The sequence below is a fragment of the Rhizobacter sp. P2_D12 genome, assembly GCF_056404395.1.
In genome coordinates this window covers 14939-38189 of sequence record NZ_JBFUEB010000016.1, presented here as the reverse complement: position 1 = coordinate 38189, position 23251 = coordinate 14939, and the positions used below count along the sequence as shown (strand labels likewise).

The 23251-nt window shown below is 69.5% G+C and carries 28 protein-coding genes; 20 read left to right on the top strand and 8 right to left on the bottom strand.

Translation table 11 applies throughout. The features are described 5' to 3' along the window. The first annotated feature begins 153 nt into the window (after positions 1–153). Complete coding sequence (locus tag AC1DYN_RS07615; RefSeq protein ID WP_477958521.1) at positions 154–507, top strand: DUF3579 domain-containing protein; 354 nt, start codon at positions 154–156, stop codon at positions 505–507. A 72-nt stretch (positions 508–579) separates the two neighbouring features. Here the strand turns inward: AC1DYN_RS07615 and rpsT are convergent, their stop codons facing one another. Beyond that, positions 580–873, bottom strand: a complete 294-nt coding sequence (gene rpsT / locus AC1DYN_RS07610) for a 30S ribosomal protein S20 (RefSeq protein WP_477958520.1) — start codon at positions 871–873, stop codon at positions 580–582. Positions 874–1000: 127 nt separating this feature from the next. Here rpsT and murJ point away from each other — a divergent pair, with 127 nt between their 5' ends. The 11 genes from murJ to AC1DYN_RS07555 all read left to right on the top strand — a co-directional run bounded on the left by murJ (position 1001) and on the right by AC1DYN_RS07555 (position 10788). After that, positions 1001–2557 (top strand): murein biosynthesis integral membrane protein MurJ, encoded by a 1557-nt coding sequence (gene murJ / locus AC1DYN_RS07605; protein WP_477958519.1) that lies wholly within the window; start codon positions 1001–1003, stop codon positions 2555–2557. Between the two features lie 10 nt (positions 2558–2567). Beyond that, positions 2568–3437: a SirB1 family protein gene (locus AC1DYN_RS07600; protein ID WP_477958518.1), complete on the top strand. Its 870-nt coding sequence runs from the start codon at positions 2568–2570 to the stop codon at positions 3435–3437. Between the two features lie 110 nt (positions 3438–3547). Next, positions 3548–4609 carry an AI-2E family transporter gene (locus AC1DYN_RS07595; RefSeq protein WP_477958517.1) on the top strand — a complete coding sequence of 354 codons (1062 nt, stop codon included), beginning with the start codon at positions 3548–3550 and terminating at the stop codon, positions 4607–4609. A 7-nt stretch (positions 4610–4616) separates the two neighbouring features. Then, a complete protein-coding gene (gene hda, locus AC1DYN_RS07590; protein WP_477958516.1) occupies positions 4617–5294 on the top strand; it encodes a DnaA regulatory inactivator Hda in 678 nt (225 codons plus the stop codon). Next, on the top strand, positions 5291–5962 hold the full coding sequence (locus AC1DYN_RS07585; protein WP_477958515.1) for a histidinol-phosphatase: 672 nt from the start codon (positions 5291–5293) through the stop codon (positions 5960–5962). The genes hda and AC1DYN_RS07585 overlap by 4 nt, the downstream gene beginning before the upstream one ends. After that, positions 5959–7509 (top strand): polynucleotide adenylyltransferase PcnB, encoded by a 1551-nt coding sequence (gene pcnB / locus AC1DYN_RS07580; protein WP_477958514.1) that lies wholly within the window; start codon positions 5959–5961, stop codon positions 7507–7509. Before AC1DYN_RS07585 ends, pcnB begins: the two co-directional genes overlap by 4 nt. Beyond that, positions 7499–8008, top strand: coding sequence for a 2-amino-4-hydroxy-6-hydroxymethyldihydropteridine diphosphokinase (gene folK, locus AC1DYN_RS07575; protein ID WP_477958513.1), 510 nt, complete (start codon positions 7499–7501; stop codon positions 8006–8008). Before pcnB ends, folK begins: the two co-directional genes overlap by 11 nt. After that, a complete protein-coding gene (locus AC1DYN_RS07570) occupies positions 8005–8358 on the top strand; it encodes a DMT family protein (protein ID WP_477958512.1) in 354 nt (117 codons plus the stop codon). The genes folK and AC1DYN_RS07570 overlap by 4 nt, the downstream gene beginning before the upstream one ends. Before the next feature lie 12 nt (positions 8359–8370). Next, positions 8371–9033, top strand: a complete 663-nt coding sequence (locus tag AC1DYN_RS07565) for a deoxynucleoside kinase (protein ID WP_477958511.1) — start codon at positions 8371–8373, stop codon at positions 9031–9033. Positions 9034–9124: 91 nt separating this feature from the next. Next, positions 9125–9772: a DUF47 domain-containing protein gene (locus AC1DYN_RS07560; RefSeq protein WP_477958510.1), complete on the top strand. Its 648-nt coding sequence runs from the start codon at positions 9125–9127 to the stop codon at positions 9770–9772. Further along, entirely contained in the window at positions 9772–10788 is a 1017-nt protein-coding gene (locus AC1DYN_RS07555; protein ID WP_477958509.1) for an inorganic phosphate transporter, read from the top strand. The genes AC1DYN_RS07560 and AC1DYN_RS07555 overlap by 1 nt, the downstream gene beginning before the upstream one ends. An 18-nt stretch (positions 10789–10806) precedes the next feature. Here AC1DYN_RS07555 and AC1DYN_RS07550 read toward each other — a convergent pair whose 3' ends face one another. Further along, on the bottom strand, positions 10807–11250 hold the full coding sequence (locus AC1DYN_RS07550) for an NINE protein (protein WP_477958508.1): 444 nt from the start codon (positions 11248–11250) through the stop codon (positions 10807–10809). Next, the gene (locus tag AC1DYN_RS07545; RefSeq protein ID WP_477958507.1) at positions 11247–11789 is read right to left on the bottom strand and encodes a GNAT family N-acetyltransferase; all 543 of its coding nucleotides are present in this window, start codon (positions 11787–11789) and stop codon (positions 11247–11249) included. Before AC1DYN_RS07545 ends, AC1DYN_RS07550 begins: the two co-directional genes overlap by 4 nt. Before the next feature lie 172 nt (positions 11790–11961). On the opposite strand from AC1DYN_RS07545, the gene rpsP reads away from it, so the two are divergent. The 6 genes from rpsP (at position 11962) to AC1DYN_RS07515 (ending at position 15891) form a co-directional block, all read left to right on the top strand. Next, positions 11962–12228 carry a 30S ribosomal protein S16 gene (gene rpsP / locus AC1DYN_RS07540; protein WP_477958506.1) on the top strand — a complete coding sequence of 89 codons (267 nt, stop codon included), beginning with the start codon at positions 11962–11964 and terminating at the stop codon, positions 12226–12228. Between the two features lie 11 nt (positions 12229–12239). Continuing rightward, entirely contained in the window at positions 12240–12842 is a 603-nt protein-coding gene (gene rimM, locus AC1DYN_RS07535; protein ID WP_477958505.1) for a ribosome maturation factor RimM, read from the top strand. Between the two features lie 8 nt (positions 12843–12850). After that, positions 12851–13612, top strand: a complete 762-nt coding sequence (gene trmD, locus AC1DYN_RS07530; RefSeq protein ID WP_477958504.1) for a tRNA (guanosine(37)-N1)-methyltransferase TrmD — start codon at positions 12851–12853, stop codon at positions 13610–13612. 87 nt (positions 13613–13699) lie between these two features. Then, complete coding sequence (gene rplS, locus AC1DYN_RS07525; RefSeq protein ID WP_169671788.1) at positions 13700–14053, top strand: 50S ribosomal protein L19; 354 nt, start codon at positions 13700–13702, stop codon at positions 14051–14053. A gap of 125 nt (positions 14054–14178) precedes the next feature. Continuing rightward, positions 14179–14862 (top strand): CoA pyrophosphatase, encoded by a 684-nt coding sequence (locus AC1DYN_RS07520; protein WP_477958503.1) that lies wholly within the window; start codon positions 14179–14181, stop codon positions 14860–14862. 39 nt (positions 14863–14901) lie between these two features. Next, positions 14902–15891 (top strand): CobD/CbiB family protein, encoded by a 990-nt coding sequence (locus AC1DYN_RS07515; protein WP_477958502.1) that lies wholly within the window; start codon positions 14902–14904, stop codon positions 15889–15891. Here the strand turns inward: AC1DYN_RS07515 and rsgA are convergent, their stop codons facing one another. Genes rsgA through AC1DYN_RS07500 form a run of 3 tightly spaced genes read right to left on the bottom strand, consistent with a single transcriptional unit; the run spans position 15892 to position 18436 of the window. After that, complete coding sequence (gene rsgA, locus AC1DYN_RS07510; RefSeq protein ID WP_477958501.1) at positions 15892–16797, bottom strand: ribosome small subunit-dependent GTPase A; 906 nt, start codon at positions 16795–16797, stop codon at positions 15892–15894. It lies immediately after the preceding gene. 31 nt (positions 16798–16828) lie between these two features. After that, entirely contained in the window at positions 16829–17161 is a 333-nt protein-coding gene (locus tag AC1DYN_RS07505; RefSeq protein ID WP_477958500.1) for a 4a-hydroxytetrahydrobiopterin dehydratase, read from the bottom strand. Between the two features lie 3 nt (positions 17162–17164). Then, positions 17165–18436: a M48 family metallopeptidase gene (locus tag AC1DYN_RS07500; RefSeq protein ID WP_477958499.1), complete on the bottom strand. Its 1272-nt coding sequence runs from the start codon at positions 18434–18436 to the stop codon at positions 17165–17167. A 53-nt stretch (positions 18437–18489) separates the two neighbouring features. Between AC1DYN_RS07500 and orn the strand changes: the two genes are divergently transcribed. Beyond that, positions 18490–19056, top strand: a complete 567-nt coding sequence (gene orn / locus AC1DYN_RS07495) for an oligoribonuclease (RefSeq protein WP_477958498.1) — start codon at positions 18490–18492, stop codon at positions 19054–19056. Between the two features lie 375 nt (positions 19057–19431). Next, entirely contained in the window at positions 19432–20991 is a 1560-nt protein-coding gene (locus tag AC1DYN_RS07490) for a DEAD/DEAH box helicase (protein ID WP_477958497.1), read from the top strand. Between the two features lie 51 nt (positions 20992–21042). Here the strand turns inward: AC1DYN_RS07490 and AC1DYN_RS07485 are convergent, their stop codons facing one another. Both AC1DYN_RS07485 and AC1DYN_RS07480 read right to left on the bottom strand, forming a co-directional pair. Further along, positions 21043–22023, bottom strand: coding sequence for a YihY/virulence factor BrkB family protein (locus AC1DYN_RS07485; RefSeq protein ID WP_477958496.1), 981 nt, complete (start codon positions 22021–22023; stop codon positions 21043–21045). A 4-nt stretch (positions 22024–22027) separates the two neighbouring features. Further along, positions 22028–23236: an AI-2E family transporter gene (locus AC1DYN_RS07480; RefSeq protein WP_477958495.1), complete on the bottom strand. Its 1209-nt coding sequence runs from the start codon at positions 23234–23236 to the stop codon at positions 22028–22030. Between the last annotated feature and the right edge of the window lie 15 nt (positions 23237–23251).

The following is a 23251-nucleotide window of genomic DNA, read 5'->3' as shown; positions in this document are numbered from 1 at the left end:
CAGGGCTTTTGATTCTAAGGGTCGACCTTTGCATGCCGATAACGGCACATCGGCATGTCCCTGCATCGGGCGGCCCGGTGCTGCGACGCAACATAATCGCGGCACAATACCGGGCGGCCACCCCGCCCCTTTGTTCGCAGCACGCCAGACCGCATGACCTCACCCCTGCCTCGCGAAGTGTTCATCCAAGGCCTGACCAAGGATGGCAAGACCTTCCGCCCCAGCGACTGGGCGGAGCGGCTGGCGGGGGCGATGTCCAGCTTCCGCCCCGGCGGCTCGGCCGGCGGCATCGGCTCCTTCATCGGCTATTCGCCTTACTGCGTGCCGCGGGTCATCAACGGCGTGAAGTGCGTGATCGTCAGCGAGGAGCTGAAGGCCATCGAGCCGATGGCCTGGGATTTCGTGATGAACTTCGCCCGCGACAACAACCTGCAGGTCGTCGAGGCCTGCCTGCTGCCGGGCGGGCAGCTGGCGCCGGTGCCGCCGTCGGCCCAGGAAGCGGCTTGAGGCCTGCATTGCCGCCGCCAATGAAAAAGGCCCGCTGAGCGGGCCTTTTCACTTACCACCTGGATGATTCGATCAGGCTGCGAGCGCCTTGATCTTGGCCGACAGGCGGCTCTTGTGGCGAGCGGCCTTGTTCTTGTGGAACAGACCCTTGTCGGCCACGGAATCGATGACGTGCTGGGCAGTCTTGAAGATTTCGGCAGCCTTGGCCTTGTCGCCGGCGACAACGGCCTTTTGAACGTTCTTGATGACGGTGCGGAACTTCGAACGCAGCGCGGTGTTGGCGGCGTTGAGCTTCACGTCTTGGCGAACACGCTTGCGGCCCGACGCGATGCGAACCGTCTTCTTGGCTTTGGAGGAGGTGGCCATGCTTAGAGCTTATCCAGGTGGGGCAAAGACGACGAGTATAGCATTCAAGACGCGGGGCAGGCAAACCAGACCCGCCGGCGTTAGCAGGCGCTACCTATAATCCGCCCGCCTTCCTGCCCGGTCCCCCATGAACCTGCTGCGCGCTGCCTCCGTCGTCTCCCTGCTGACCCTGGCCTCGCGCATCACCGGGCTCGGCCGCGAGCTGATGGTGGCCGCGATGTTCGGCGCCGGCGCCTGGACCGACGCGTTCCAGGCCGCGTTCCGCATCCCCAACATGCTGCGCCGGCTGTTCGCCGAGGGCGCCTTCGCGCAGGCTTTCGTGCCCATCCTCGGCGAGACGCGCACCCGCGAGGGCGACGAGGTCACGCACCTGCTGGTCAACGCGGTCGCCACGGTGCTGTTCTGGGCGCTCCTGGTCACCTGCCTGGCCGGCATGGTGGGCGCGCCGCTGATCGTCTGGCTGATGGCCTCGGGCCTGGCGCAGTTCGACGGCGCGGTGGTGATGACGCGCTGGATGTTCCCCTACATCGGCTTCATCTCGCTGGTGGCGCTGGCGGCCGGCGTGCTGAACACCTGGAAAAAATTCGCGGTGCCGGCCGCATCGCCGGTGCTGCTGAACCTGGCGGTGATCGGCGCCGGCTGGGGCCTGGCGCCGGTGTTCCGCCGCCACGGCATCGAGCCGATCTACGCGATGGCCGTCGGCGTGATGGTCGGCGGCGTGCTGCAGCTGGCCGTGCAGCTGCCGGCGCTGGCGCGCATCGGCCAGTTGCCGCGCATCGGGCTCAGCCCGGCGGCGATCCGCGCGGCGTGGCACCACCCCGGCGTGCACCGGGTGCTGCGCCAGATGGCACCGGCGCTGCTGGGTGTTTCGGTGGCCCAGCTGTCGCTGCTGATCAACACCCAGATCGCATCGCACGTCGGCGTCGGCGCGGTGTCGTGGCTGACCTATGCCGACCGGCTGATGGAATTCCCGACCGCGCTGCTGGGCGTCGCGCTCGGCGTGGTGCTGATCCCGCAGCTGTCGGCGGCGCAGGCGCGTGCCGACGCCGAGTCCTACGCCGGCCTGCTCGACTGGGGCTTGCGCCTCGTGGTGCTGCTGGCGCTGCCCTGCGCGGTGGCGCTGCTGGTCTTCACGACGCCGCTGGTGGCCACGCTGTACCAGCGCGGCGCCTTCCGCGCCGAGGACGTCGCCCAGACCGTGCTCGCGCTGCGCGGCTACGGCGTCGGGCTGATGGGGCTGGTCGGCATCAAGATCCTCGCGCCCGGCTTCTATGCCCGGCAGGACATCCGCACGCCGGTGAAGATCGCCGTCGTCGTGCTGGTGCTGACCCAGTTGATGAACCTGCTGTTCGTGCCGCAGCTGGGCCATGCGGGCCTTGCGCTGTCGATCGGCCTCGGGGCGCTGGTCAACGCCGGCTGGCTGTTCTTCGGGCTGCGCCGGGCCGGCAGCTACGTGCCGTCGCCCGGCTGGGGCGGCTTCGCATGGCGCGTGCTGCTGGCCACCGCGCTGCTGGGCGCCTTGCTGGCGTATGCCGCGAGCCGGCTCGACTGGATCGCGCTCGGCCACCAGGGCGGCGGGCGCATCGGCTGGCTGGCGGCCTGCCTGGGAGCCTCGGCCGTGGTCTATTTCGGGACCTTGCTCGCGACCGGGCTGAACCTCAAGCAGTTCGCGCGCCGCGGCTAAACTGGAACGCATGCCGGGTCCACTGCAGTTCGAGGCGCCCACCGCGCTGGAGTATTTCGCGTCGCTGGTCGCCGATGACGCCAGCCTGTCGCTGACCGAGGCTGCCGTCGCGATCGGCCAGGACGACGATCCCGGGCTCGACGCCCAGTCCGTGCTGGCCGAGATCGACCGCCTCGGCGCCCGCCTGAAGCAGCGCGTGCCGGCCGATGCGGTGCCGCTGCAGCGCCTGCGCCGGCTCAACCACTTCTTCTTCAGCGACCTCGGCTTCGCCGGCAATGTCAACGACTACTACGACCCCGGCAACAGCCACCTCGGCACGGTGCTGCGCACGCGGCGCGGCATCCCGATCACGCTGGCGGTGCTCTACATCGAGCTGGCCACGCAGATCGGGCTGCAGGCGCGCGGCGTGTCCTTCCCCGGGCACTTCCTGGTCAAGCTGCACATGCCGCAGGGCGAGGTGGTGATCGACCCGTTCACCGGCCATTCGCTGTCGCGCGACGAGCTCGACGAGCTGCTGATGCCCTACCGCAAGAGCCACGGCCTGGTCGGCGATTTCGACGTGCCGCTCGGCCTGTTCCTGCAGGCCGCGCCGGCACGCGACGTGCTGGCGCGCATCCTGCGCAACCTGAAGGAAATCCACCGCAGCACCGAGGACTGGCCGCGCCTGCTGCAGGTGCTGAACCGGCTGGTGATCCTGCTGCCGCAGGACTGGGAAGAGCGCCGCGACCGCGGCCTCGCGCTGGCCGCGGTGGGCCTGGGCGGCGAGGCGGTGCACGACCTGGCCAGCTACCTGGCCCATGTGCCGGGCGCCGACGACCGCGCGGCGATCCAGTCCCGCCTGGACGAACTGCGCCGGGCGGGCCCGCGCAGGCTGCACTGACTGGCCGCGCCGATTGTTTCAGGGGGTGTCGGGCTGCCCCTTAGAATTTGCCGCTTCCTGCCGGCACCGCCCACCCCGGGCACGCCTTCGCCGGCATCACCGACCCGCCGATGCAACTTTCTCCCGCGCAGCGTCAAACCCTTTCGTGGCTGGCCATCGCCCTGGTGGGGCTGGTGCTGGTGTGGCTGCTGGCGCCGGTGCTGACGCCCTTCATCGTCGGTGCGGTGCTGGCCTATGCGCTGCACCCGCCGGTCGAGCGGCTGGCCGCGCGCGGCGTGCCGCGCGTGCTGGCGGTGCTGGGCGTCGAGGTGCTGGCGCTGCTGGTCGTGCTGACGGTGCTGCTGCTGATCGTGCCGATCCTGTCGAAGGAGCTGCCGCTGCTGCGCCAGCAGGTGCCGCTGCTGATCGACCGCTTCAGCCTGTGGGCGACGCCGTGGCTCGCGCAGTTCGGCATCCACGCCCAGCTCGACACCGCCAGCGTGAAGGAATTCGTGGTCCAGCGCCTGGGCGAGAACGTCGAGGAATGGGTCGGCACCGCGCTCAGCTCGGCGCGCATCGGCGGCAGCTTCCTGCTGGCCATCGTCGGCAACGCGGTGCTGATCCCGGTGGTGCTGTTCTACCTGCTGATGGACTGGCCGCGCCAGGTGCAGCGGCTCGAAGCCCTGATCCCGCCGCGGCTGCAGCACGGCGTGCGCAGCTTCATGGACGAGTGCGACGCGGTGCTGGGCCAGTACCTGCGCGGCCAGCTGCTGGTGATGGGCATCCTGGCGGTGCTCTACAGCATCGGGCTGGCGCTGTTCGGCTTCGACCTCGCGGTGCCGGTGGGCGTCTTCACCGGGCTGGCGGTCTTCATCCCCTACCTCGGCTTCGGCCTCGGGCTGGTGCTGGCGCTGCTGGCCGGCACGCTGCAGTTCGCAAGCGCCTACGGGCTGATCGCAGTGGCGGTGGTCTACGGCTCGGGGCAGGTGATCGAGAGCCTGTTCCTGACGCCGCGCCTGGTCGGCGAGCGCATCGGCCTGAGCCCGCTGACGGTGATCTTCGCGCTGCTCGCCTTCGGCCAGCTGTTCGGCTTCGTCGGCGTGCTGATCGCGCTGCCGCTCAGCGCGGTGATGGCCGTGGCCGCCGGCCGGGTGCGCGCGGCCTATGTCGACAGCAAGCTGTTCCGCGGGTGAACGGCCGATGCGTCAACTGCCCCTGCTGATCGCCAGCGACCCGGCCCACACCTTCGAGACCTTCGTCGCGGGCGGCAACGCGCTGGCGCTGCAGCACCTGCGCGGGCTCACGCGCCAGGCGGCGCCGGTGCTGCTGTGGGGGCCGTCCGGTGCCGGCAAGACGCACCTGCTGCGCGGCCTGGCCGGCAGCGTGCAGCAGCAGGGCGGACGCGTCAGCTGGTTCAGCGCCGGCGACGACCTGCCGTGGCAGTTCGACGAGGGCGACACGCTGATCGTGCTGGACGGCTGCGACGCCTTCGACGAGGCCGAGCAGCACGCCGCCTTCGCGCTGTTCGTGCAGGCCACGACGCACGGCATCCCGGTGGCCGCAGCCGCCCGCGTGCCGCCGATCGACCTGCCGCTGCGCGAAGACCTGCGCACCCGGCTCGGCTGGGGCCACATCTTCGCGATCGAGCCGCTGGGCGAATCCGAGGCGCGCGGCGCGCTGCGCCGCGAGGCCGACCGGCGCGGCATCTTCCTGTCCGACGACGTGATGGACTACCTGTTGACGCGCTTCTCGCGCGACCTGAAGCACCTGATGCGCCTGCTCGACCGGCTGGACGAGTTCGCGCTGGCGCACAAGCGCGCCATCACCGTGCCCTTGCTGAAGCAGATGCTGGCCGAAGAAGGGCCGGAGCCGACATGAACCTGTGCCTGTTCGACCTCGACCACACGCTGATCCCGCTCGATTCCGACCATGCCTGGGGCGAGTACATGCTGCGCCTGGGCTGGGTCGAGGCCGAAAGCTTCGGCCGCGCCAACGACGCGTTCTACGTCCAGTACCAGGCCGGCACGCTGGACATCCACGAATACGTCGAGTTCGCGACCCGCGCCTGGCGCGACCGCCCGGCGGCCGAGCTGGCCGCCGCGCAGGCCGGCTTCATGCGCGAGGTGATCGCGCCGGCACTGCTGCCGCGGGCCACCGCGCTGGTGCGCGAACACCAGGCGCGGGGCGACCTGGTGGCCATCGTGACCGCGACCAACGAGTTCGTCACCGCCCCGATCGCCCGGGCCTTCGGCGTGCCCCACCTGCTTGCGGTGGACCTGGAACGCGGTCCGGCGGGTAACATCACGGGCCGGATCCGCGGGACACCTTCGTTTCGAGACGGCAAGACAGCTCGCACCCGCGAGTGGCTGGCAGGCCTGGGGCACCGGCTGCAGGATTTCGAACGCATCAGCGTCTACAGCGATTCGCCGAACGACCTGCCGCTGCTCGAATGCGCAACCGACCCGGTGGCGACCAACCCCTCGCCGTCGCTGGAAGCCATTGCACGCGAACGGGGCTGGCGCGTACTTCAACTCTTCAACCAATGATCAAGAAGTTCATTGACAAGCTGCTGGGCAAATCCAGCGCACCGATCGCCGTGCCCAAGGGCAAGCGGGTCGAGGTCCCGGCCGGCGAGCACGGCATCGACCCGGCGCTGGTCGACGAGCACGCCGTGCGCGTCGTGCAGACGCTGGCCGACGCCGGCTACGAGGCCTACATCGTGGGTGGCGCGGTGCGCGACCTGCTGGTCGGGCTGCGTCCGAAGGATTTCGACGTCGCCACCAACGCGACGCCGGAGCAGGTCAAGGGCCTGTTCCGGCGCGCCTTCATCATCGGCCGGCGCTTTCGCATCGTGCACGTGGTGTTCGGGCGCGGCCGGGAGCACGAGGTGATCGAGGTCTCCACCTTCCGCGCGATGATGGACGCGGCGGCCTCCGAGCAGGTCAGCGGCAACGAGAAGACCTCGAAGAGCGAGCTCGCCGGCAAGACCCATGCGGTCGACGCGGCCGGCCGCGTGCTGCGCGACAACGTCTGGGGCCCGCAGATCGAGGATGCGGCGCGGCGCGACTTCACCGTCAACGCGATGTACTACGACCCGCAGCGCCAGATCGTCGTCGACTACCACGGCGGCATCAAGGACGCGAAGAAGAAGGTGCTGCGCATCATCGGCGACCCGGTCACGCGCTACCGCGAAGACCCGGTGCGCATCATCCGCGTGGTGCGCTTCGCGGCCAAGCTGGGCTTCACGATCGACGCGAAGACGCGCGCGCCGATCCGCGAGCTGGCCTCGCTGCTCGACAGCGTGCCGGCCTCGCGCACCTTCGACGAGATGATCAAGCTGCTGCAGACCGGCCATGCGCTGGCCAGCATCGAAGAGCTGCACAAGCAGGGCCTGGCCGGCGCGGCGCGCGGGTTGTTCCCGGTCCTCGACGTGATGCTCGACGACGCGGCCAAGCACCCGGCGCGCCAGAAGTTCGTGCAGCTGGCGCTGGCCGACACCGACCGGCGCGTCGCCGAAGGCAAGCCGGTGGCGCCGAGCTTCATGCTCGCCTGCATGCTGTGGCACGAGGTGCTCGACCGCTGGCTGCGGCTGAAGAAGGGCGGCGAGGCGCCGTTCCCGGCACTGCAGCAGGCGATCGACGCGGTGTTCGACGCCCGCATCGGCGACATCTCCGGCCGCGGCAAGCTGGCCGGCGACATGCGCGAGATCTGGCTGATGCAGCCGCGCTTCGAGCGCCGCACCGGCAACGGCCCGTTCACGCTGGTCGACCAGCCGCGCTTCCGCGCCGCGTTCGACTTCCTGCGGCTGCGCGCCGATGCCGGCGAGATCGAAGCCGAGCTGGCCCGCTGGTGGGAAGACTTCTCGCAGGCCGAGCCCGACGAGCGCTCGCGCCTGATGCACGGCACGCGCGAGGCCCCGCGCCGGGCCCCGGCCGCGGCGGGCGAGCGCAAGGCCGCCGCCCCGGCGGTGGCGGCGCAGGGCGATGCCGAGCTGCAGGAGACTGCGGACCCGGCCCGCAAGCGCCGCCGTCGCCGGCGCAAGCCGGGCGGTGGCGCGGGTGAAACCCCGTCCGCCGGCGGCGATGCCGAATGATCCGGTCCGTGAGCGGCGCGGCGAATGGGCTTTCGTCGGGCTGGGCGCCAACCTCGGTGATGCACGCGCCACGCTGACGCAGGCCCTGGAAGGCCTGGCGGCACTGCCCGGCGTGTCGCAGCTGAAGGCCTCGCCGATGTACCGCACCGCGCCGGTCGATGCGGGCGGCCCCGACTACGTCAACGCCGTCGCGCGCCTGCGCACCACGCTGGCGCCGCTGGAGCTGCTGGATGCGCTGCAGGCCATCGAGGCGCGGCACGGGCGCGTGCGTTCGGTGCGCAATGCCCCGCGCACGCTCGACCTCGACCTGCTGCTGTACGGCGACCTGCAGCTCGAGCTGCCGACGCTCGCCGTGCCGCACCCGCGGCTGCACGAGCGCGCCTTCGTGCTCGCGCCGCTGTCCGACCTGGCGCCCGACTGGCCGGTGCCGGGCCTTGGCAGCGTCGCGTCGCTGCTGTCGCGGCTGCCGGCACAACGCATCGAGAGACTGGACCCATGAACGCCATCCCCGTGTCGCTGCAGACGATCGTGCTGCTGATCGCCTCCAACGTCTTCATGACGGTGGCTTGGTACGGCCACCTGAAGAGCCTGGCCGACAAGCCCTGGTACACCGCGGCGCTGATCAGCTGGGGCATCGCGCTGTTCGAGTACCTGCTGCAGGTGCCGGCCAACCGCATCGGCTACGCCGGCGGCTTCTCGCTGGCGCAGCTGAAGATCACGCAGGAGGTGATCACGCTCGGCGTGTTCGTGCCGTTCGCGATGATCTGGATGGGCCAGCCGTTCAAGCTCGACTACCTGTGGGCCGGGCTGTGCCTGGTCGGGGCGGTGTACTTCATCTTCCGCTCGTGAGCGCCTGAGGCCATGACGCACGGGCTGGAGCGCTTCCGCCACATCGCCATCGAGGGGCCGATCGGCGTCGGCAAGAGCTCGCTCGCGCGCCGGCTGGCGGCGCACCTGGGTGCCGAGCCGATGATGGAGCAGGCGGACGAGAACCCCTTCCTCGAGCGCTTCTATGCCGATCAGCCCGGCTACGCGTTCCAGACCCAGGTGTTCTTCCTGTTCCAGCGCCTGCGCCAGGTACGCTCGCTGGCGCAGCCGGGCATGTTCTCGCAGGCCATCGTCAGCGATTTCATGTTCGCCAAGGACGCGCTGTTCGCGCGCCTGAACCTGAGCGACGAGGAATACCACCTGTACAGCCAGATGTATGCGCAGGTGGCGCCGCAGGTGCCCCAGCCCGACCTGGTGATCTGGCTGCAGGCGCCGACGCCGGTGCTGCTGCAGCGCATCCAGCGGCGCGCGATCGCGATGGAGCAGCGCATCGGTGCCGACTACCTGCAGCGCCTGGCCGACGGCTATGCGAGCTACTTCGAGGCCTTCGACGCGGCACCGGTGCTGGCCGTCAACACCGARCGCTTCAACCCGATCGCGAGCGAGGCCGACTGGCAGGCGCTGCTCGACCGGCTGGCCGCGTTCGAGGGCCCGCGCGACTTCTTCGACCCCGGCGCGCAGCCCCGGCTGGCCTGATCCGCCCGGCTACACTTCCGGCCGTGACAAATCGATGACAGCACGGTGACAACCGGGATGGCATCGCTGCCGATTCCTTGGAGAACCCACGATGCTGTTTGGCAAGCTGCTGCCGCGCGAAGGCAATTTCTTTGAGCTGTTCAACCAGCACGCCGCGTTCATCGTCGAAGGGGCGCGGGCCTTCATCGCGATGATCGAGAACTACAACGACCTGAACCTGCGCGAGAAGCATGCCAACGAGGTGGTCGCCGCCGAGCGCGCCGCCGACCGCATCACCGCCGAGGTGAACCGGCTGCTGCACAAGACCTTCATCACGCCGATCGACCGCGAGCAGATCCACGGGCTGATCAATGCGATGGACGACATCGTCGACCTGCTGCAGGACGCGACCGAGACCATGCAGCTGTACGACGTGCGCGCGATGACCGAAGAGGTGCTGCGCCTGGGCGACCTGAGCGCCAAGTGCTGCGAGCGCGTGCAGCACGCCGTGTCGCTGCTGCCCAAGCTGAACCAGCACGACGCGATCGAGGCGGCGATCAAGACCTGCGAGGAGATCGACAAGCTCGAGTCCGACGCCGACCGCGTGATGCGCGCCGCGATGTCCAAGCTGTTCCGCGAGGAGAAGGACGTGCGCGAGCTGATCAAGCTGAAGGCGATCTACGAGCAGCTGGAATCCATCTCCGACCGGTGCGAGGACGTGGCGAACCTGATCGAGGGCGTGGTCCTCGAGAACTCCTGATGGCATCGATCCAGGTCGCGTTCTGGGTGGTGGCGCTGCTGGTGCTGCTGGCCATTGCCTTCGATTTCATGAACGGCTTCCACGACGCGGCGAACTCCATCGCCACCGTCGTGTCGACCGGCGTGCTCAAGCCGCAGCAGGCGGTGGTGTTCGCGGCCTTCTTCAACGTGCTGGCGATCTCGGTGTTCCACAACCTCACGGTGGCGGCCACGGTGGGCAAGGGCATCGTCGCGCCGAGCGCGGTCGACCACCACGTGGTGTTCGGCGCCCTGATCGGCGCGATCGCGTGGAACCTGATCACCTGGTGGTACGGCATCCCGTCGAGCTCGTCGCATGCGCTGATCGGCGGCATCTGCGGCGCGGTGATCGGCAAGGGCGGCACCGCGGCGCTGAACGGCGCGGGCGTCCTGAAGATCGTCGCCTTCATCTTCGTGTCGCCGGCGCTCGGCTTCCTGCTCGGCTCGCTGCTGATGGTGGCGGTGGCCTGGATCTGCCGGCGCAGCTCGCCGCTGCGGGTCGACAACTGGTTCCGGCGCCTGCAGCTGCTGTCGGCCGGGCTCTACAGCCTGGGCCACGGCGGCAACGATGCGCAGAAGACCATCGGCATCATCTGGATGCTGCTGATCGCGACCGGGCACGCGGCGACCGGCGACAAGGCCCCGCCGGCCTGGGTCATCGGCAGCTGCTACCTGGCGATCGGCCTGGGCACGATGTTCGGCGGCTGGCGCATCGTGAAGACCATGGGGCAGAAGATCACCAAGCTGCGGCCGGTGGGCGGCTTCTGCGCCGAGACCGGCGGCGCGATGACGCTGTTCCTCGCCACCGCGCTCGGCATCCCGGTGTCGACCACGCACACCATCACCGGCGCGATCGTCGGCGTCGGCTCGGTGCGGCGCGCGTCGGCGGTGCGCTGGGGCGTGGCCGGCAACATCGTCTGGGCGTGGATCTTCACGATCCCGGCCTCGGCCTTCGTCGCGGCGGTCGCGTACTGGGTCAGCTTCGCGCTGTTCGCCTGACGGCGTTCGCCGGCGCGGTCACTGGCTGATCTTGCGCGCCTCGTCGACCTGGTACTCGAAGTAGCGTTGTCCGCCGAACGCGATGGTGGACATCAGCACGGTGGCGCCGAGCAGCAGCGCGAGGACGACACCGATCACCGCGGCCCAGCCCGACGGCGTGACCGGGGCGCCGGCGTTGAAGCGCTGGCTCCATTTCTCGTCGGGCATCAGGCCGTAGACGATCGCGGCCAGCATTGCCGCCGAGATCGCCAGGCCGAGCAGCGGGATCAGCGCCCAGGACAGCGGGTCGTCCTGGCCGATGCGGATCACGCGCTCGACGCCGTAGGCCCCGATCAGCGTCGGGATCGGCCACAGCCAGCCCCAGGGGTCGCGCGGGCCGTGCAGGTAGAAGCGGTGCAGCCCGAGGCTGCCGCCGACGAGGGCGATCCAGGTCGCGAGCGTCTTCGACTTGGCCATGCTCATTGGCCCGCCGCCGGGGCCTGCGCGTCGCCCGGGCCGAGCGAGCGCTGCATCAGCACCACGTCGCGCCAGGCATCGAACTTCCAGCCGGCGGATTTCAGCAACCCGGTGTGCTCGAAACCCAAGCTGCGGTGCACGCCGATCGAGCCGGCGTTGGCCGAATCGCCGATCACCGCCAGCATCTGGCGCGCGCCCAGCGCTTCGCACTGCGCCATCAGTTCGGCCAGCAAGGCCTTGCCGACGCCCTGGCCGCGGGCCGCGTCGGCCAGGTAGATCGAGTCTTCGAGGCAGAAGCGGTAGGCCCGGCGCGGGCGGAAGTGGTTGGCATAGGCGTACCCCAGCACCTGGCCGCCGCGCTCGGCCACCAGCCAGGGCAGGCCCTTGCCCAGCACGTCGTCGCGGCGGCGGGTCATCTCGGCGAGGTCGGGCGCGTCGAGCTCGAAGGTGCCGGTGCCGTTCAGCACGTTCCAGCCGTAGATGTCGGCGATGGCGGGAAGGTCGGCAGCGCTGCTGGCGCGGATCGTGATGGGGCTCTCGGACATGGTGGGGTGCAAGTTGGATCCGGGAGTTTATAATGCGCGGTTTCGGTGACGGTCGGCCCGCAAGGCCGGCGTATCTACGGCGCCGAGCCCTGGTCGATTTTCGACCCCTGATCTGCTCGCCTGAGTGTCTCCTGGTGCGGTGGATTGTTTTTAGACAATTCAAGGAAACAACATGGTCGTGATTCGACTCGCACGTGGCGGCGCCAAGAAGCGTCCGTTCTACAACATCGTCGTCGCTGATTCGCGCGTCCGCCGTGACGGCCGCTTCATCGAACGCGTCGGCTTCTACAACCCGGTGGCGTCCGGTGGCGAACAGCCGCTGCGCGTCGCGTTCGACCGCGTCGAGCACTGGACCGCCCACGGCGCCCAGCTGTCGCCGACCGTCGCCCGCCTGGTCGCCCAAGCCAAGACCGCGACGCCGGCTGCCGCGGCAGCCTGAGGAACGCGTCGATGACCGCCGCGCCGGTGCCCACCGGGATGTCCGATCCCGCCTGGCCCGACGATGCGGTGGAAGTCGGCCGTGTCCTCGACGCCTGGGGCGTGAAAGGCTGGATCAAGGTCCAGCCGTTCGCCGCCGATCCCCAGGCTCTTTTTTCTTCGCGTCGGTGGTTCCTGAAACCGCCGCAGCCGCAGCAGGGCGTCAAGCTTCCTGCAAGCGCGGGCGCAGTCCATGCCGCCATCCCCCCGCTGTTGAAGGTGATGCAGGTCAAGGAGCACGGTGACGGTGTCGTCGCGCAGGTGCAGGACGTGGCCGATCGCAGCGGCGCCGAGGCCCTGCGCGGCGCGCGCATCTTCGTCGGCCGCTCCAGCTTCCCGACCGCCGACAAGGACGAGTACTACTGGGTCGACCTGATCGGCATGACGGTCGTCAACCGCGAAGGGCAGACGCTGGGTACCGTGGCCGGCCTGATCGACACCGGGCCGCACAGCGTGCTGCGGCTCGAGGCGGCCACGCCGGCCGAAGAGCGCCTGATCCCGTTCGTCGCCGCCTACGTCGACGACGTCAGCATGGCCGAGCGCCGCATCACCGTCGACTGGGGCCTGGATTACTGAGCCCGGCGATGCGCTTCGACGTCGTCACGCTGTTTCCCGAGCTGTTCTCGCCCCACCTGACGGTGGGCGTGACGCGCCGTGCCTTCGAATCGAACCAGGTCGACGTGCGGCTGTGGCCGCTGCGCGACTTCGCCGACGACAATTACCGCCGCGTCGACGACCGTCCGTATGGCGGCGGGCCGGGCATGGTGATGCTGGTCGAGCCGCTGGAACGCGCGCTGGCGGCGATCCGCGGCGAGCGCGCCGACTCGGGCCACCCCGCCGCCGTCGTGCACTTCACGCCCACCGGCCGGCGCATCGACCAGGCCGTGCTGCGCGAATTCGCCGCCGGCCCCGGCGCGGTGCTGCTGTGCGGGCGCTACGAGGGCATCGACCAGCGCTTCATCGACCGCCACGTCACGCTGGAGCTGAGCCTCGGCGATTTCGTGCTGTCCGGCGGCGAACTGCCGGCGCTGGCGCTGCTGGATGGCGTGGCCCGCCTGCAGCCGGGCGTGCTGGGCGACGCCCAGTCGCACCAGCAGGACAGCTTCTCCGACGGGCTGCTCGACTGTCCGCACTACAGCCGCCCCGAGGTGCTGGAATCGCCGGCCGGGCCCGATCCGGTGCCGCCGGTGCTGCTGTCGGGCCACCACGCCGCGATCGCCCGCTGGCGGCGCGAGCGTTCGCTCGAGATCACCGCCCGGCGCCGGCCGGAGTTGATCGATGCGGCACGGGCCCGTGGCGAACTCGACAAACACGACGAGAAGTTCCTGGCCGGGCTCGGGCTATAATCGCAGGCTTTTCGATCCTCTGCCGGGCGTGGCCTCCATGAAGTCCACACTGCAACTTGGCGCCGGCAAGATCACAGGAGAAAGCCCATGGACCTGATCCAGACCCTCGAGCAAGAAGAAATTGCTCGCCTCAACAAGACCATTCCGCCCTTCGCCCCCGGCGACACGGTGATCGTCAGCGTCAACGTCGTCGAAGGCACCCGCAAGCGCGTGCAGGCGTACGAAGGCGTCGTGATTGCCAAGCGCAACCGCGGCCTGAATTCGAGCTTCATCGTTCGCAAGATCTCCAGCGGCGAAGGCGTGGAGCGTACGTTCCAGCTGTACAGCCCGCTGATCGCGACGATCGAGGTCAAGCGCCGCGGCGATGTGCGCCGGGCCAAGCTGTACTACCTGCGCGATCGTTCGGGCAAGTCGGCCCGGATCAAGGAAAAGCTCGCCTGACGAAGTCATGGCCCGACGCCGTCGGGTCTGCCGCGAAGCGGCAAGGCCGGCCTGATCGCCCGACGGCGACCGCGGTCTACGAAAGCCGCCTCCCAGGGGCGGCTTTTTTCTTGTCCAATCGGTCCATGCCGCTGAGCTTCAATCCGCTGGAACTGCCCGTCGAGGGCATCGACGATCACCTTCCTGCCGTCGGCCTGCCGCACCTGTCGCCCGATGCGCTGCGCCACCGCTTCCTGTCCCCGCCCGCCTGGGCGCCCGAGACCGCCGTCGAGCGCGCCTTCGGCACCCGCCAGCCCACCCATGCCTCGGTGCTGGTGCCGCTGGTCCAGCGCGAATCGCTGTGCGTGGTGCTGACCCAGCGCACCGACCACCTGACCGACCATCCGGGCCAGATCAGCTTTCCCGGCGGCCGCGCCGAAAGCTACGACCAGGATGCCGTCGACACCGCGCTGCGCGAAGCCGCCGAGGAGATCGGCCTGGCCCGCGAGTATGTCGACGTGCTGGGCAGCCTGCCCACCTACACCACCGGCACCGGATTCATCGTGACGCCGGTGGTCGCGCTGCTGCGCCCCGGCTTCACGTTCCAGGCCGATCCGTTCGAGGTGGCCGAGGTGTTCGAGGTGCCGCTCGAGTTCCTGATGAGCCCGGCCAACCACCGCCGCCACAGCGTCGAGGTGGGTGGTGCGCGGCGCGAATTCCTGTCGATGCCCTGGACCGGCCTCGGTGCCGACGGCAAGCCGCACCAGTACTTCATCTGGGGCGCGACCGCCGCGATGCTGCGCAACCTCTACCGATTCCTGATCGCCTGACGGCGAAGCCACGCACCCCCGCCGCTATCATCGCGGGCCATGAGCTTCTTCGCCGTCCTGTTCGCGCTGCTGATCGAGCAACTGAAGCCGCTGCCCCGCCGCAACTTCGTGCACGACGGCCTGACCGGCTGGATGCGCTGGACCGGCCGCAACTTCGATGCCGGCCGCGACCACCACGCCTGGGTGGTCTGGTGCGTGACCACCTTGTTCCCGGCGTTGATGGCCTGGGGCATCTACCTCGTCATCGTCCACTTCAGCCTGATCGCCGCGCTGGCCTGGAACGTCGTCGTGCTGTACCTGACGATGGGCTTCCGGCAGTTCAGCCACTATTTCACCGACATCCGCGATGCACTCGAGCGCGGCGACGAACTCACCGCGCGCCGCTTGCTGGCCGAATGGCGCCACCTCGACGCGAGCGAGCTGCCGCGCGCCGAGCTGCTGCGCCACGTCATCGAGCATTCGCTGCTGGCCGCGCACCGCCACGTGTTCGGCGTGTTCTTCTGGTTCGTCGTGCTGTCGACGCTCGGCTTCGGCCCGGCCGGCGCGGTGTTCTACCGCATGGCCGAGTTCGCGAGCCGCTACTGGGCCTTCAAGAGCCGCACCGTCGGCGCGCCGGTCAACGAGCGGCTGCTGGCGCTGTCGCAGCGCCTGTTCGGCCTGATCGACCACCTGCCGGCGCGCTTGACGGCCTTCGGCTTCGCGGTGGTCGGCAACTTCGAGGAGGCGGTGTCGTGCTGGCGCCGCGATGCCGGCCTGTGGAAGCATGCCAACGAGGGCATCATCCTGTCGGCCGCGGCCGGCGCGGTGGGGGTGCAGCTGGGCGGCAGTGCGGCGCCGGGGGTCACGCCGGACCGCTCCAAGACTTTCGACAGCGGCGCCTCCGATGAGCTGGCCGGGGCCGAGGGCTCGACGCCCGGGGCGCCGCCGCAGACCGGCCACCTGCGCAGCATCGTCGGCCTGGTGTGGCGCTCCGTCGTGTTGTGGATGCTGCTGCTGGCGCTGTTGTCGCTGGCCAACCTGATCGGCTGATCAGAAGCGCTGCCGGCCGAGCTCGTCGCGGATCTCGCCGTAGATGCGATGCCGCGATTCGCTGATCTCGCCGCGCGCCAGCGCCGCCAGTACGCCGCAGCCGGGTTCGTGCTGGTGCGTGCAGTTGTAGAACTTGCAGTCGGTGGCGGCCGCGCGGATGTCGGGCATCAGCATCGCCAGCTGCTGCGCCTCGATCTGCCGCAGCCCGAACTCCTGGAAGCCCGGCGAGTCGATCAGCGCCGTGCTGCGCGCCGCGTCCAGCCAGTACCACTGCGTCGTCGTCGTCGTGTGGCGGCCGGAGTTCAGGGCCTGCGAGATGTCGCCCACCTGCGCGCGCGCATCGGGCGCCAGCAGGTTGATCAGCGTGCTCTTGCCGGTGCCGCTCGGGCCCAGCACCAGCGTGGCACGCCCGGCCAGCAACGGGCCCAGGCGATCGCGCGCCTCGTCGGGGCGGGCCTTCAGCGCGAGTTCGATCACGTCGACGCCCATCGCGCTGTAGGGCTTGAGCCGCTCGCGTGCCGCGGCGATCTGCGCCAGGTCGGCCTTGTTCAGGATGATGCGGGTCGGGATGCTGGCGCTCTCGGCGGCGATCAGCGCGCGCGCCAGCTGCGACTCGCTGAAGACCGGCTCGGCCGCCACCAGCACCAGCAACTGGTCGAGGTTGGCCGCGAACGACTTGGTCTTCCATTCGTCCTGCCGGAACAGCAGGTTGCGCCGCGGCTCGACGTGCTCGATCACGCCCTCGTCGCCCGACGCCTGCCAGCGCACGCGGTCGCCGACCACGCAGTCGCTCTTCTTGCCGCGCGGATGGCACACGATGCGCTCGCCGTCGGGTGTCTCGACGATGTAGTGGCGCCCGTGGCCGGCCACCACCAGCCCGGTGTCCAGCGCAACCGTCTTGCTCATCGCAAGGCGCCCGCGCGGCCAGTGCGGCGCATCAACCGAGGAAGGCCACGAGCGCGTCCGCCTTGGCCGCGCAGATGAAGTCGTTCAGCGAGATGCCGCCCACCGAATGCGTGTTGAAGCGCGCCACGCAGCGGTCGTAGCTGACGGCCAGCTCGGGGTGGTGGTCTTCGGCGTGGGCGATCCAGGCCAGCGCGTTCACGAACGAGATCGTTTCGTGGTAGTTCTTGAAGCTGAAGGTCTTCTCGATCGCGCCGTTGTTCAGGTGCCAGCCGCTGACCTGGGCCAGGTGGCTGCGGATCTCGTTCGGGCCCATCGCGTCGGCGCCTTCCAGCGCCTTGCATTTCAGGTGCAGCAGGTTGCTCATGGTTCAGCTCGTCTGGGGATGAAGGGCCGCCAGGCGCTCGGCGGCCGGCGGGTGGGAATAGTAGAACCGCGCGTACACCGGGTCCGGCGTCAGCGTGGAGGCATTGTCTTCATGCAGCTTCAGCAGGGCAGCGGCAAGGTCTTGCCCGCTCGCGTGCTCGCAGGCATAGGCGTCGGCCTCGAACTCGTGCTTGCGCGAGCTGCGCGCCATCAGCGGCGACGCGAAGACGCCGAACACCGGCACCACCAGCATCAGCAGCAGCAGCGCCAGCGCATCGTTCGGCGCGTCCAGCGACGGCTGCACGCCCAGGCCGAGGTAGAACCAGGCCTGGCCCGACAGCCAGCCCAGCAGGATGAAGGCGGCGAGGCTGAACGCGAACATCTTCAGCGTGCCCTTCAGGATGTGGCGGCGCTTGAAATGCCCCAGCTCGTGGGCCAGCACGGCTTCCATCTCGCCGGGCGAGAGCTTGCTGATCAGCGTGTCGAAGAAGACCACGCGCTTGGACTTGCCGAGGCCGGTGAAATAGGCGTTGGCGTGCGCCGAGCGCTTGCTGCCGTCCATCACGAAGAAGCCGCGGGCGGTGAAGCCGCAGCGTGCCATCAGCGCCTGCGCGCGCGCCTTCAGCGTTTCGTCCGCGAGCGGCTCGAACTTGTTGTACAGCGGCATGATGAAGACCGGGAAGATCACCTGCACGACCAGCCCGAACACCACCCAGGCGCCCCAGGCCCAGGCCCACCACCAGGCGCCGGCCGTGCCCATCAGCCACAGGATCAGCGCGGCGATCGGCAGGCCCAGCACCAGGCCGACCAGCGCGTTGCGCAGCATGTCGGCCAGGTAGAGCCGCCAGGTCATGCGGTTGAAGCCGAAGCGTTCTTCGAGGCGGAAGATGCTGTACAGTTCGAACGGCAGGTCGAGCAGCGTGCCGATCAGCGAGAAGGCCACCAGCAGCGCCAGCTGGTAGGCCATGCCGCCGAAGCGTGGGAAGAGGGCGTCGCGCAGCGCGCCGTTGAGTGCGTCCAGCCCGCCGAGCAGCGTCCAGCCGAGCAGCACGGCGGCGCCGAAGGCCATCGACAGCAGGCCCAGGCGCCCCTTGGCGACGGTGTAGTCGGCGGCCTTGCGGTGGGCTTCGAGCGGGATCGACGCGGCGAAAACGGCAGGGACGCTGTCGCGGTGCGTCGCGACGTGGCGCATCTGGCGCGTCGCGAGCCACAGGCGCAGCCCCAGCGAGGCCAGCAGCGCGGCCGCGAACAGGAGGGTCAGCTGAAAGGATTGCATGGTCTGCAAGTGTAGGCGCGAGCCTGCGAGAATCGCCGCAAGGAGAAAACACGATGAGCGACCCCGCAAGCCCGCTGCAGAGCAGCGACCAGAACCTGATCTGGATCGACCTGGAGATGACCGGGCTGTACCCCGAGACCGACCGCATCATCGAGATCGCCGTGGTGGTCACCGATGCCCAGCTGACGCAGCGCGTCGAGGGCCCGGTGTTCGCGATCCACCAGAGCGATGCGACGCTGGACGCGATGGACGCCTGGAACAAGGGCACGCACGGGCGCAGCGGTCTGATCGACCGCGTGAAGGCCTCGACCATCGACGAGGCCTCGGCCGAGGCGCAGGTGATCGACTTCCTGAAGCGTTATGTTGGCAAGAGCACCTCGCCGATGTGCGGCAACAGCATCTGCCAGGACCGCCGCTTCCTTGCGAAGACCATGCCCAAGCTGGAAGCCTTCTTCCACTACCGCAACCTGGACGTCAGCACGCTGAAGGAGCTGGCCAAGCGCTGGAAGCCCGAGATCCTGGCCGGCTTCAAGAAGGCCCAGGCGCACACCGCACTGGCCGACATCCACGAGTCGATCGACGAGCTGGCGTACTACCGCGAGCATTTCCTGGCCAAGTAGACCGGAGGGGATTGCAGCTTGCGGGAAAACCCGGATCCCCCTAGAATACGCGCTTCGCCCCAAAAGTACATCGTACAAAAGTACAGCGTGCATGCCGGGGCGTTTCGTTCATCCCCTCTGACCTCATCGAGTCTTCCCGCGGTTGGCCCCCCATGGCCTTTCCCCCCGCGCGGCCTGATCCGAACCCCGTAAGGGAATGGTTGGCGGCGATGCCGTCGCTTTGACTGTTCCCATGTTCCCCGGCACCGGCGCGATTTCGCTCCGATCTGGGTTCGGACACATTCTCTCCAGCGACTGATCTGCGTGCGCTTGAAGCACGCTGGTGTCCTGCCGTGCCCTGTGGGCGGGCGGCACCGTGCATGAAGAAAGAAGACGATGAGTTTCGATACCCTTGGCCTGAACCCGGCACTGCTGCAGGCCCTTACCGATTCCGGCTACACCACCCCGACCGACGTGCAATCGCGCGCCATCCCGCCGGCCCTCGAAGGCAAGGACCTGATGGTCGCCTCCAGCACCGGCAGCGGCAAGACCGCGTCGTTCGTGCTGCCGGGCCTGCAGCGCATCCTGGCCGCCCGCGGCGACAACACCAAGCGCCGCGAGAAGGGCATGGTCTACGGCCCGCGCATCCTGGTGCTGGCCCCCACGCGTGAACTGGCGATGCAGGTCGACAAGGCCGCCACCGTGTACGGCAAGCACGTGCAGGGCCTGCGCGTCACCACCGTCGTCGGCGGTGTGCCGTACGGTGCGCAGCTGAAGGCGCTGCGCGGCCCGCTGGACATCCTGATCGCGACGCCTGGCCGCCTGCTCGATCACCTGCAAAGCGGCAAGGCCATCCTCGAGAACGTCGAGATGCTGGTGCTCGACGAAGCCGACCGCATGCTCGACATGGGCTTCATCGACGACATCCGCACCATCGCCGACCAGCTGCCGCAGGAGCGCCAGACGGTGATGTACAGCGCCACCTTCGCCGGCCACGTGGGCCGACTGGCGCAAGACCTGCTGCGCGATCCGCAGCGCATCGAGGTCACGTCGCACACCGACACGCACGAGAACATCGAGCAGCGCCTGCACTGGGCTGACAACGGCGCGCACAAGAACGCGTTGCTGGACCACATCCTGACCGAGCGCGACATGGAGCAGGCGGTGGTGTTCACCAGCACCCAGCGCGATGCCGACTGGCTGGCCGACCGCCTGGCCGACATGGGCCATGCCGTGGCCTCGCTGCACGGCGGCATGCCGCAAGGCCGCCGCACCCGCGTGCTGCAGGGCCTGCGCAACAAGCAGCTGCGCGTGCTGGTGGCCACCGACGTTGCCGCTCGCGGCATCGACGTGCCGACCATCAGCCACGTGATCAACTACGGCCTGCCGATGAAGGCCGAGGACTACGTGCACCGCATCGGCCGCACCGGCCGGGCCGGCCGCAATGGCCTGGCGGTGACGCTGGCCGAACGCATGGACACCGGCATGATCCGCCGCATCCAGCAGTTCACGACCCAGAACATCCCGGTCGCGACGATCGTCGGCCTGGAGCCGAAGTCGCCGGAACCGCGCATGTTCGCGGCGCGTCCGGAAGGCAAGTTCGGCGGCAAGCCGTTCGGCCGCCCGAACGGTGGCGGTTTCAACAAGGGCTACGGCAAGCCGGCACCGCGTGGCGGTGAAGGTTTCGCGCCGCGCGGCGAAGGCTTTGCGACGCGTGGTCCGGACGGCTTCGCGCCGCGTGGTCCGTTCGACCGCAACGCCGGCGGCAACGAGCGCCGCGACAACCCGTTCGCGAACCGCTCGAACGATGGCGCCCCGCGCCACGCGTTCGACCGCGCACCGGCCGACCGCGGCAACAACGCCGGCTTCGCGCCGCGCAAGCCGTCGGGCCCGGGCGGCAACAAGGGCAGCTTCGGCAAGCCGCAGCGTCCGCGCCAGGGTGGGTTCAGCCGCTGATCCCGGCCGAGTCGATGAAGAAAGGGCCCGCACAGCGGGCCCTTTTTTTGGTCAGGCGGCCTGCGGCGCCGGATACGGCACCCGCTCGTGCGCCCCCATCTCCACCGCCAGCGCCGCGCCCAGCAAAAAGATCTGGCACGACCAGTAGATCCACACCAGCAGCGCCGCGAACGACCCGGCTGCGCCGAGCGTCGAGCGCAGGGCCGTGCCGGCGATGTACGCATTGATGCCGTAGCGTCCGGCCAGGAACAGCACCGCCGCCACCGCCGCGCCGATGAACGCGTGGCGGGCCCGCAGGTGCGCGTCGGGCAGCCACATCATCAGCAACGAGAACAGCGTCGTCATCACGAGCCACGACCACAGCAGTTCCACCGATTGCAGCAGCGGCCCGAGCGCCGGGCCCAGCACGTCGCTCTGGCCGACCACCCAGCGGATCGCCAGCAGCGCCACCGTCTGCAGCACCATCGCCACCGCCAGCAGGAAGCCGCAGCCCAGCAGCACGCCCATCGACAGCAATCGCACCTGCACCAGGTGCCACAGCGAGCCGCGCGTCGCCGGCTGGCCCAGCATCTCCTGCAGCGACGCACGCAGCTCGACGAAGACGCCCACCGCGCCGACCAGCATCGTCACCACCGCGACGGCGGGTGCGACGACCGAGAACCCGCCCGCCCGCTCGTGCGACAGCAACGACGAAGCAGCCTTCGGCGCACTCGCCAGCAGGTCCGACAAGGCCTTGGCCTCGCTGGGCCCCACCAGCCGCGCCACCGCGTCCAGCATGGTCGAGTTCGCGCCCTGGTCGCCGAGCACCCACACCAGCAGGCCGGTGACGACCACCAGCAGCGGTGCCATCGAGAACGCCGCATAGAACGCCACCGCCGCCCCTTGCCGGGCGCCGTGGCATTCGACGAAGCGGTTGACGGCGCGCACGCCCAGCGACGCGAGCCGACCCGGGGCGCTCGCCACCAGCCGGTGCCACAGGCGCGCGGCGGTGCCGGGCGGATCGGCTGAATCGGCCACTGCGCGCAGTTCCACGCCGTCAGCCCTCCATCAGCCGCGCAAACCGGTGCGCCGAGCGCGAGTGCTGCGCCACCACCTTCATCGCGACGATCAGCCCCGGCCCGAGGAACAGCCCCCAGATCCCCCACAGCGCACCCCAGAACACCAGCCCGATGAACACCGCCGCGGCATTCATCTTCGAGGCCCGGCTCTGCAGCCACGCGGCGACCGCGGTGCCGATCAGCGTCGACAGCACGACGAGGTACGCGGCCGTGCCGAACGCCGCCGCCGCGGTGCCGTGCGCCAGGAAAGCCTCGGCCGCGCCGAACGCCGTCAGGATGCCCATGCCCACGTACGGCACCACGTGCAGCACCGCCGCCGTCACGCCCCAGCTCGCGGCGTCGGGGATGTCGGTGAGCGCGAACGCGGCCCACACGGCAAAGCCGATCAGCACGTTGGTGACCATCAGCACGCCGACGTAGACGCGGATCTGCCGCGCGCATTCGTGCAGGGCGCGGCAGGCCCGGGTGCGCGATTGCGAACGCCCGCCCCACAGGTCGATGAAGCGCGTCGCGAGCGGGCTGCCGCCGCTCAGCACGAAGAACGCGACGAAGACGATGATCGTCAGGTCGCCGGCGAACTTCATCAGGATCGACGAGCCGTTCACGGCCGTGTCGCGCATCCACAGCGTCACCGATTCGGTCAGCGTGTGCGCCGGCGCGGCCGGGATCAGCTTCTGGCGCGACGGCTTCGGCGGCGGCGCGCCGTTGGCGACGCTCTGCGCGGCGCGGTCGAGTTCCTGCAGCGCGTCGCGCGAGCGCTTGAGCACCGAATCATCGTCCGGCTCGGTCTGCGTGATGCGCTCGGCCACCATGCGGATCACCTCGGGGCTGCGGTCCACCATGCGCAGCAGCTTGCCGCCGAAGGCCATCGACGCGAGCGCCGCCAGCGCGAGGAACAGCACCAGCGACAGCAGCACCGCCAGCACCTGGTTGTGCAGCAGCCTGCGCAAGGCGAACACCACCGGCGCGACCAGCATCGCCAGCATCAGGCCGGCGACCACCGGGATCGCGAAGCGCTGGCCCCACCACAGCGCCGCGATGACGGCCACGACGGCGAGCACGGTGGTCGCGGGGGCCGAGCGCGGCAGCGGATCGGGCAGCGGCTCGTCGCCCGGCAACTCCGCTTCGTCGACGGCCGGTGGTGCGGCCATCGTCGTCGAAGCGGAAGGTGTCAGGGTGCCGGACATCGCCATGGTGTTGGA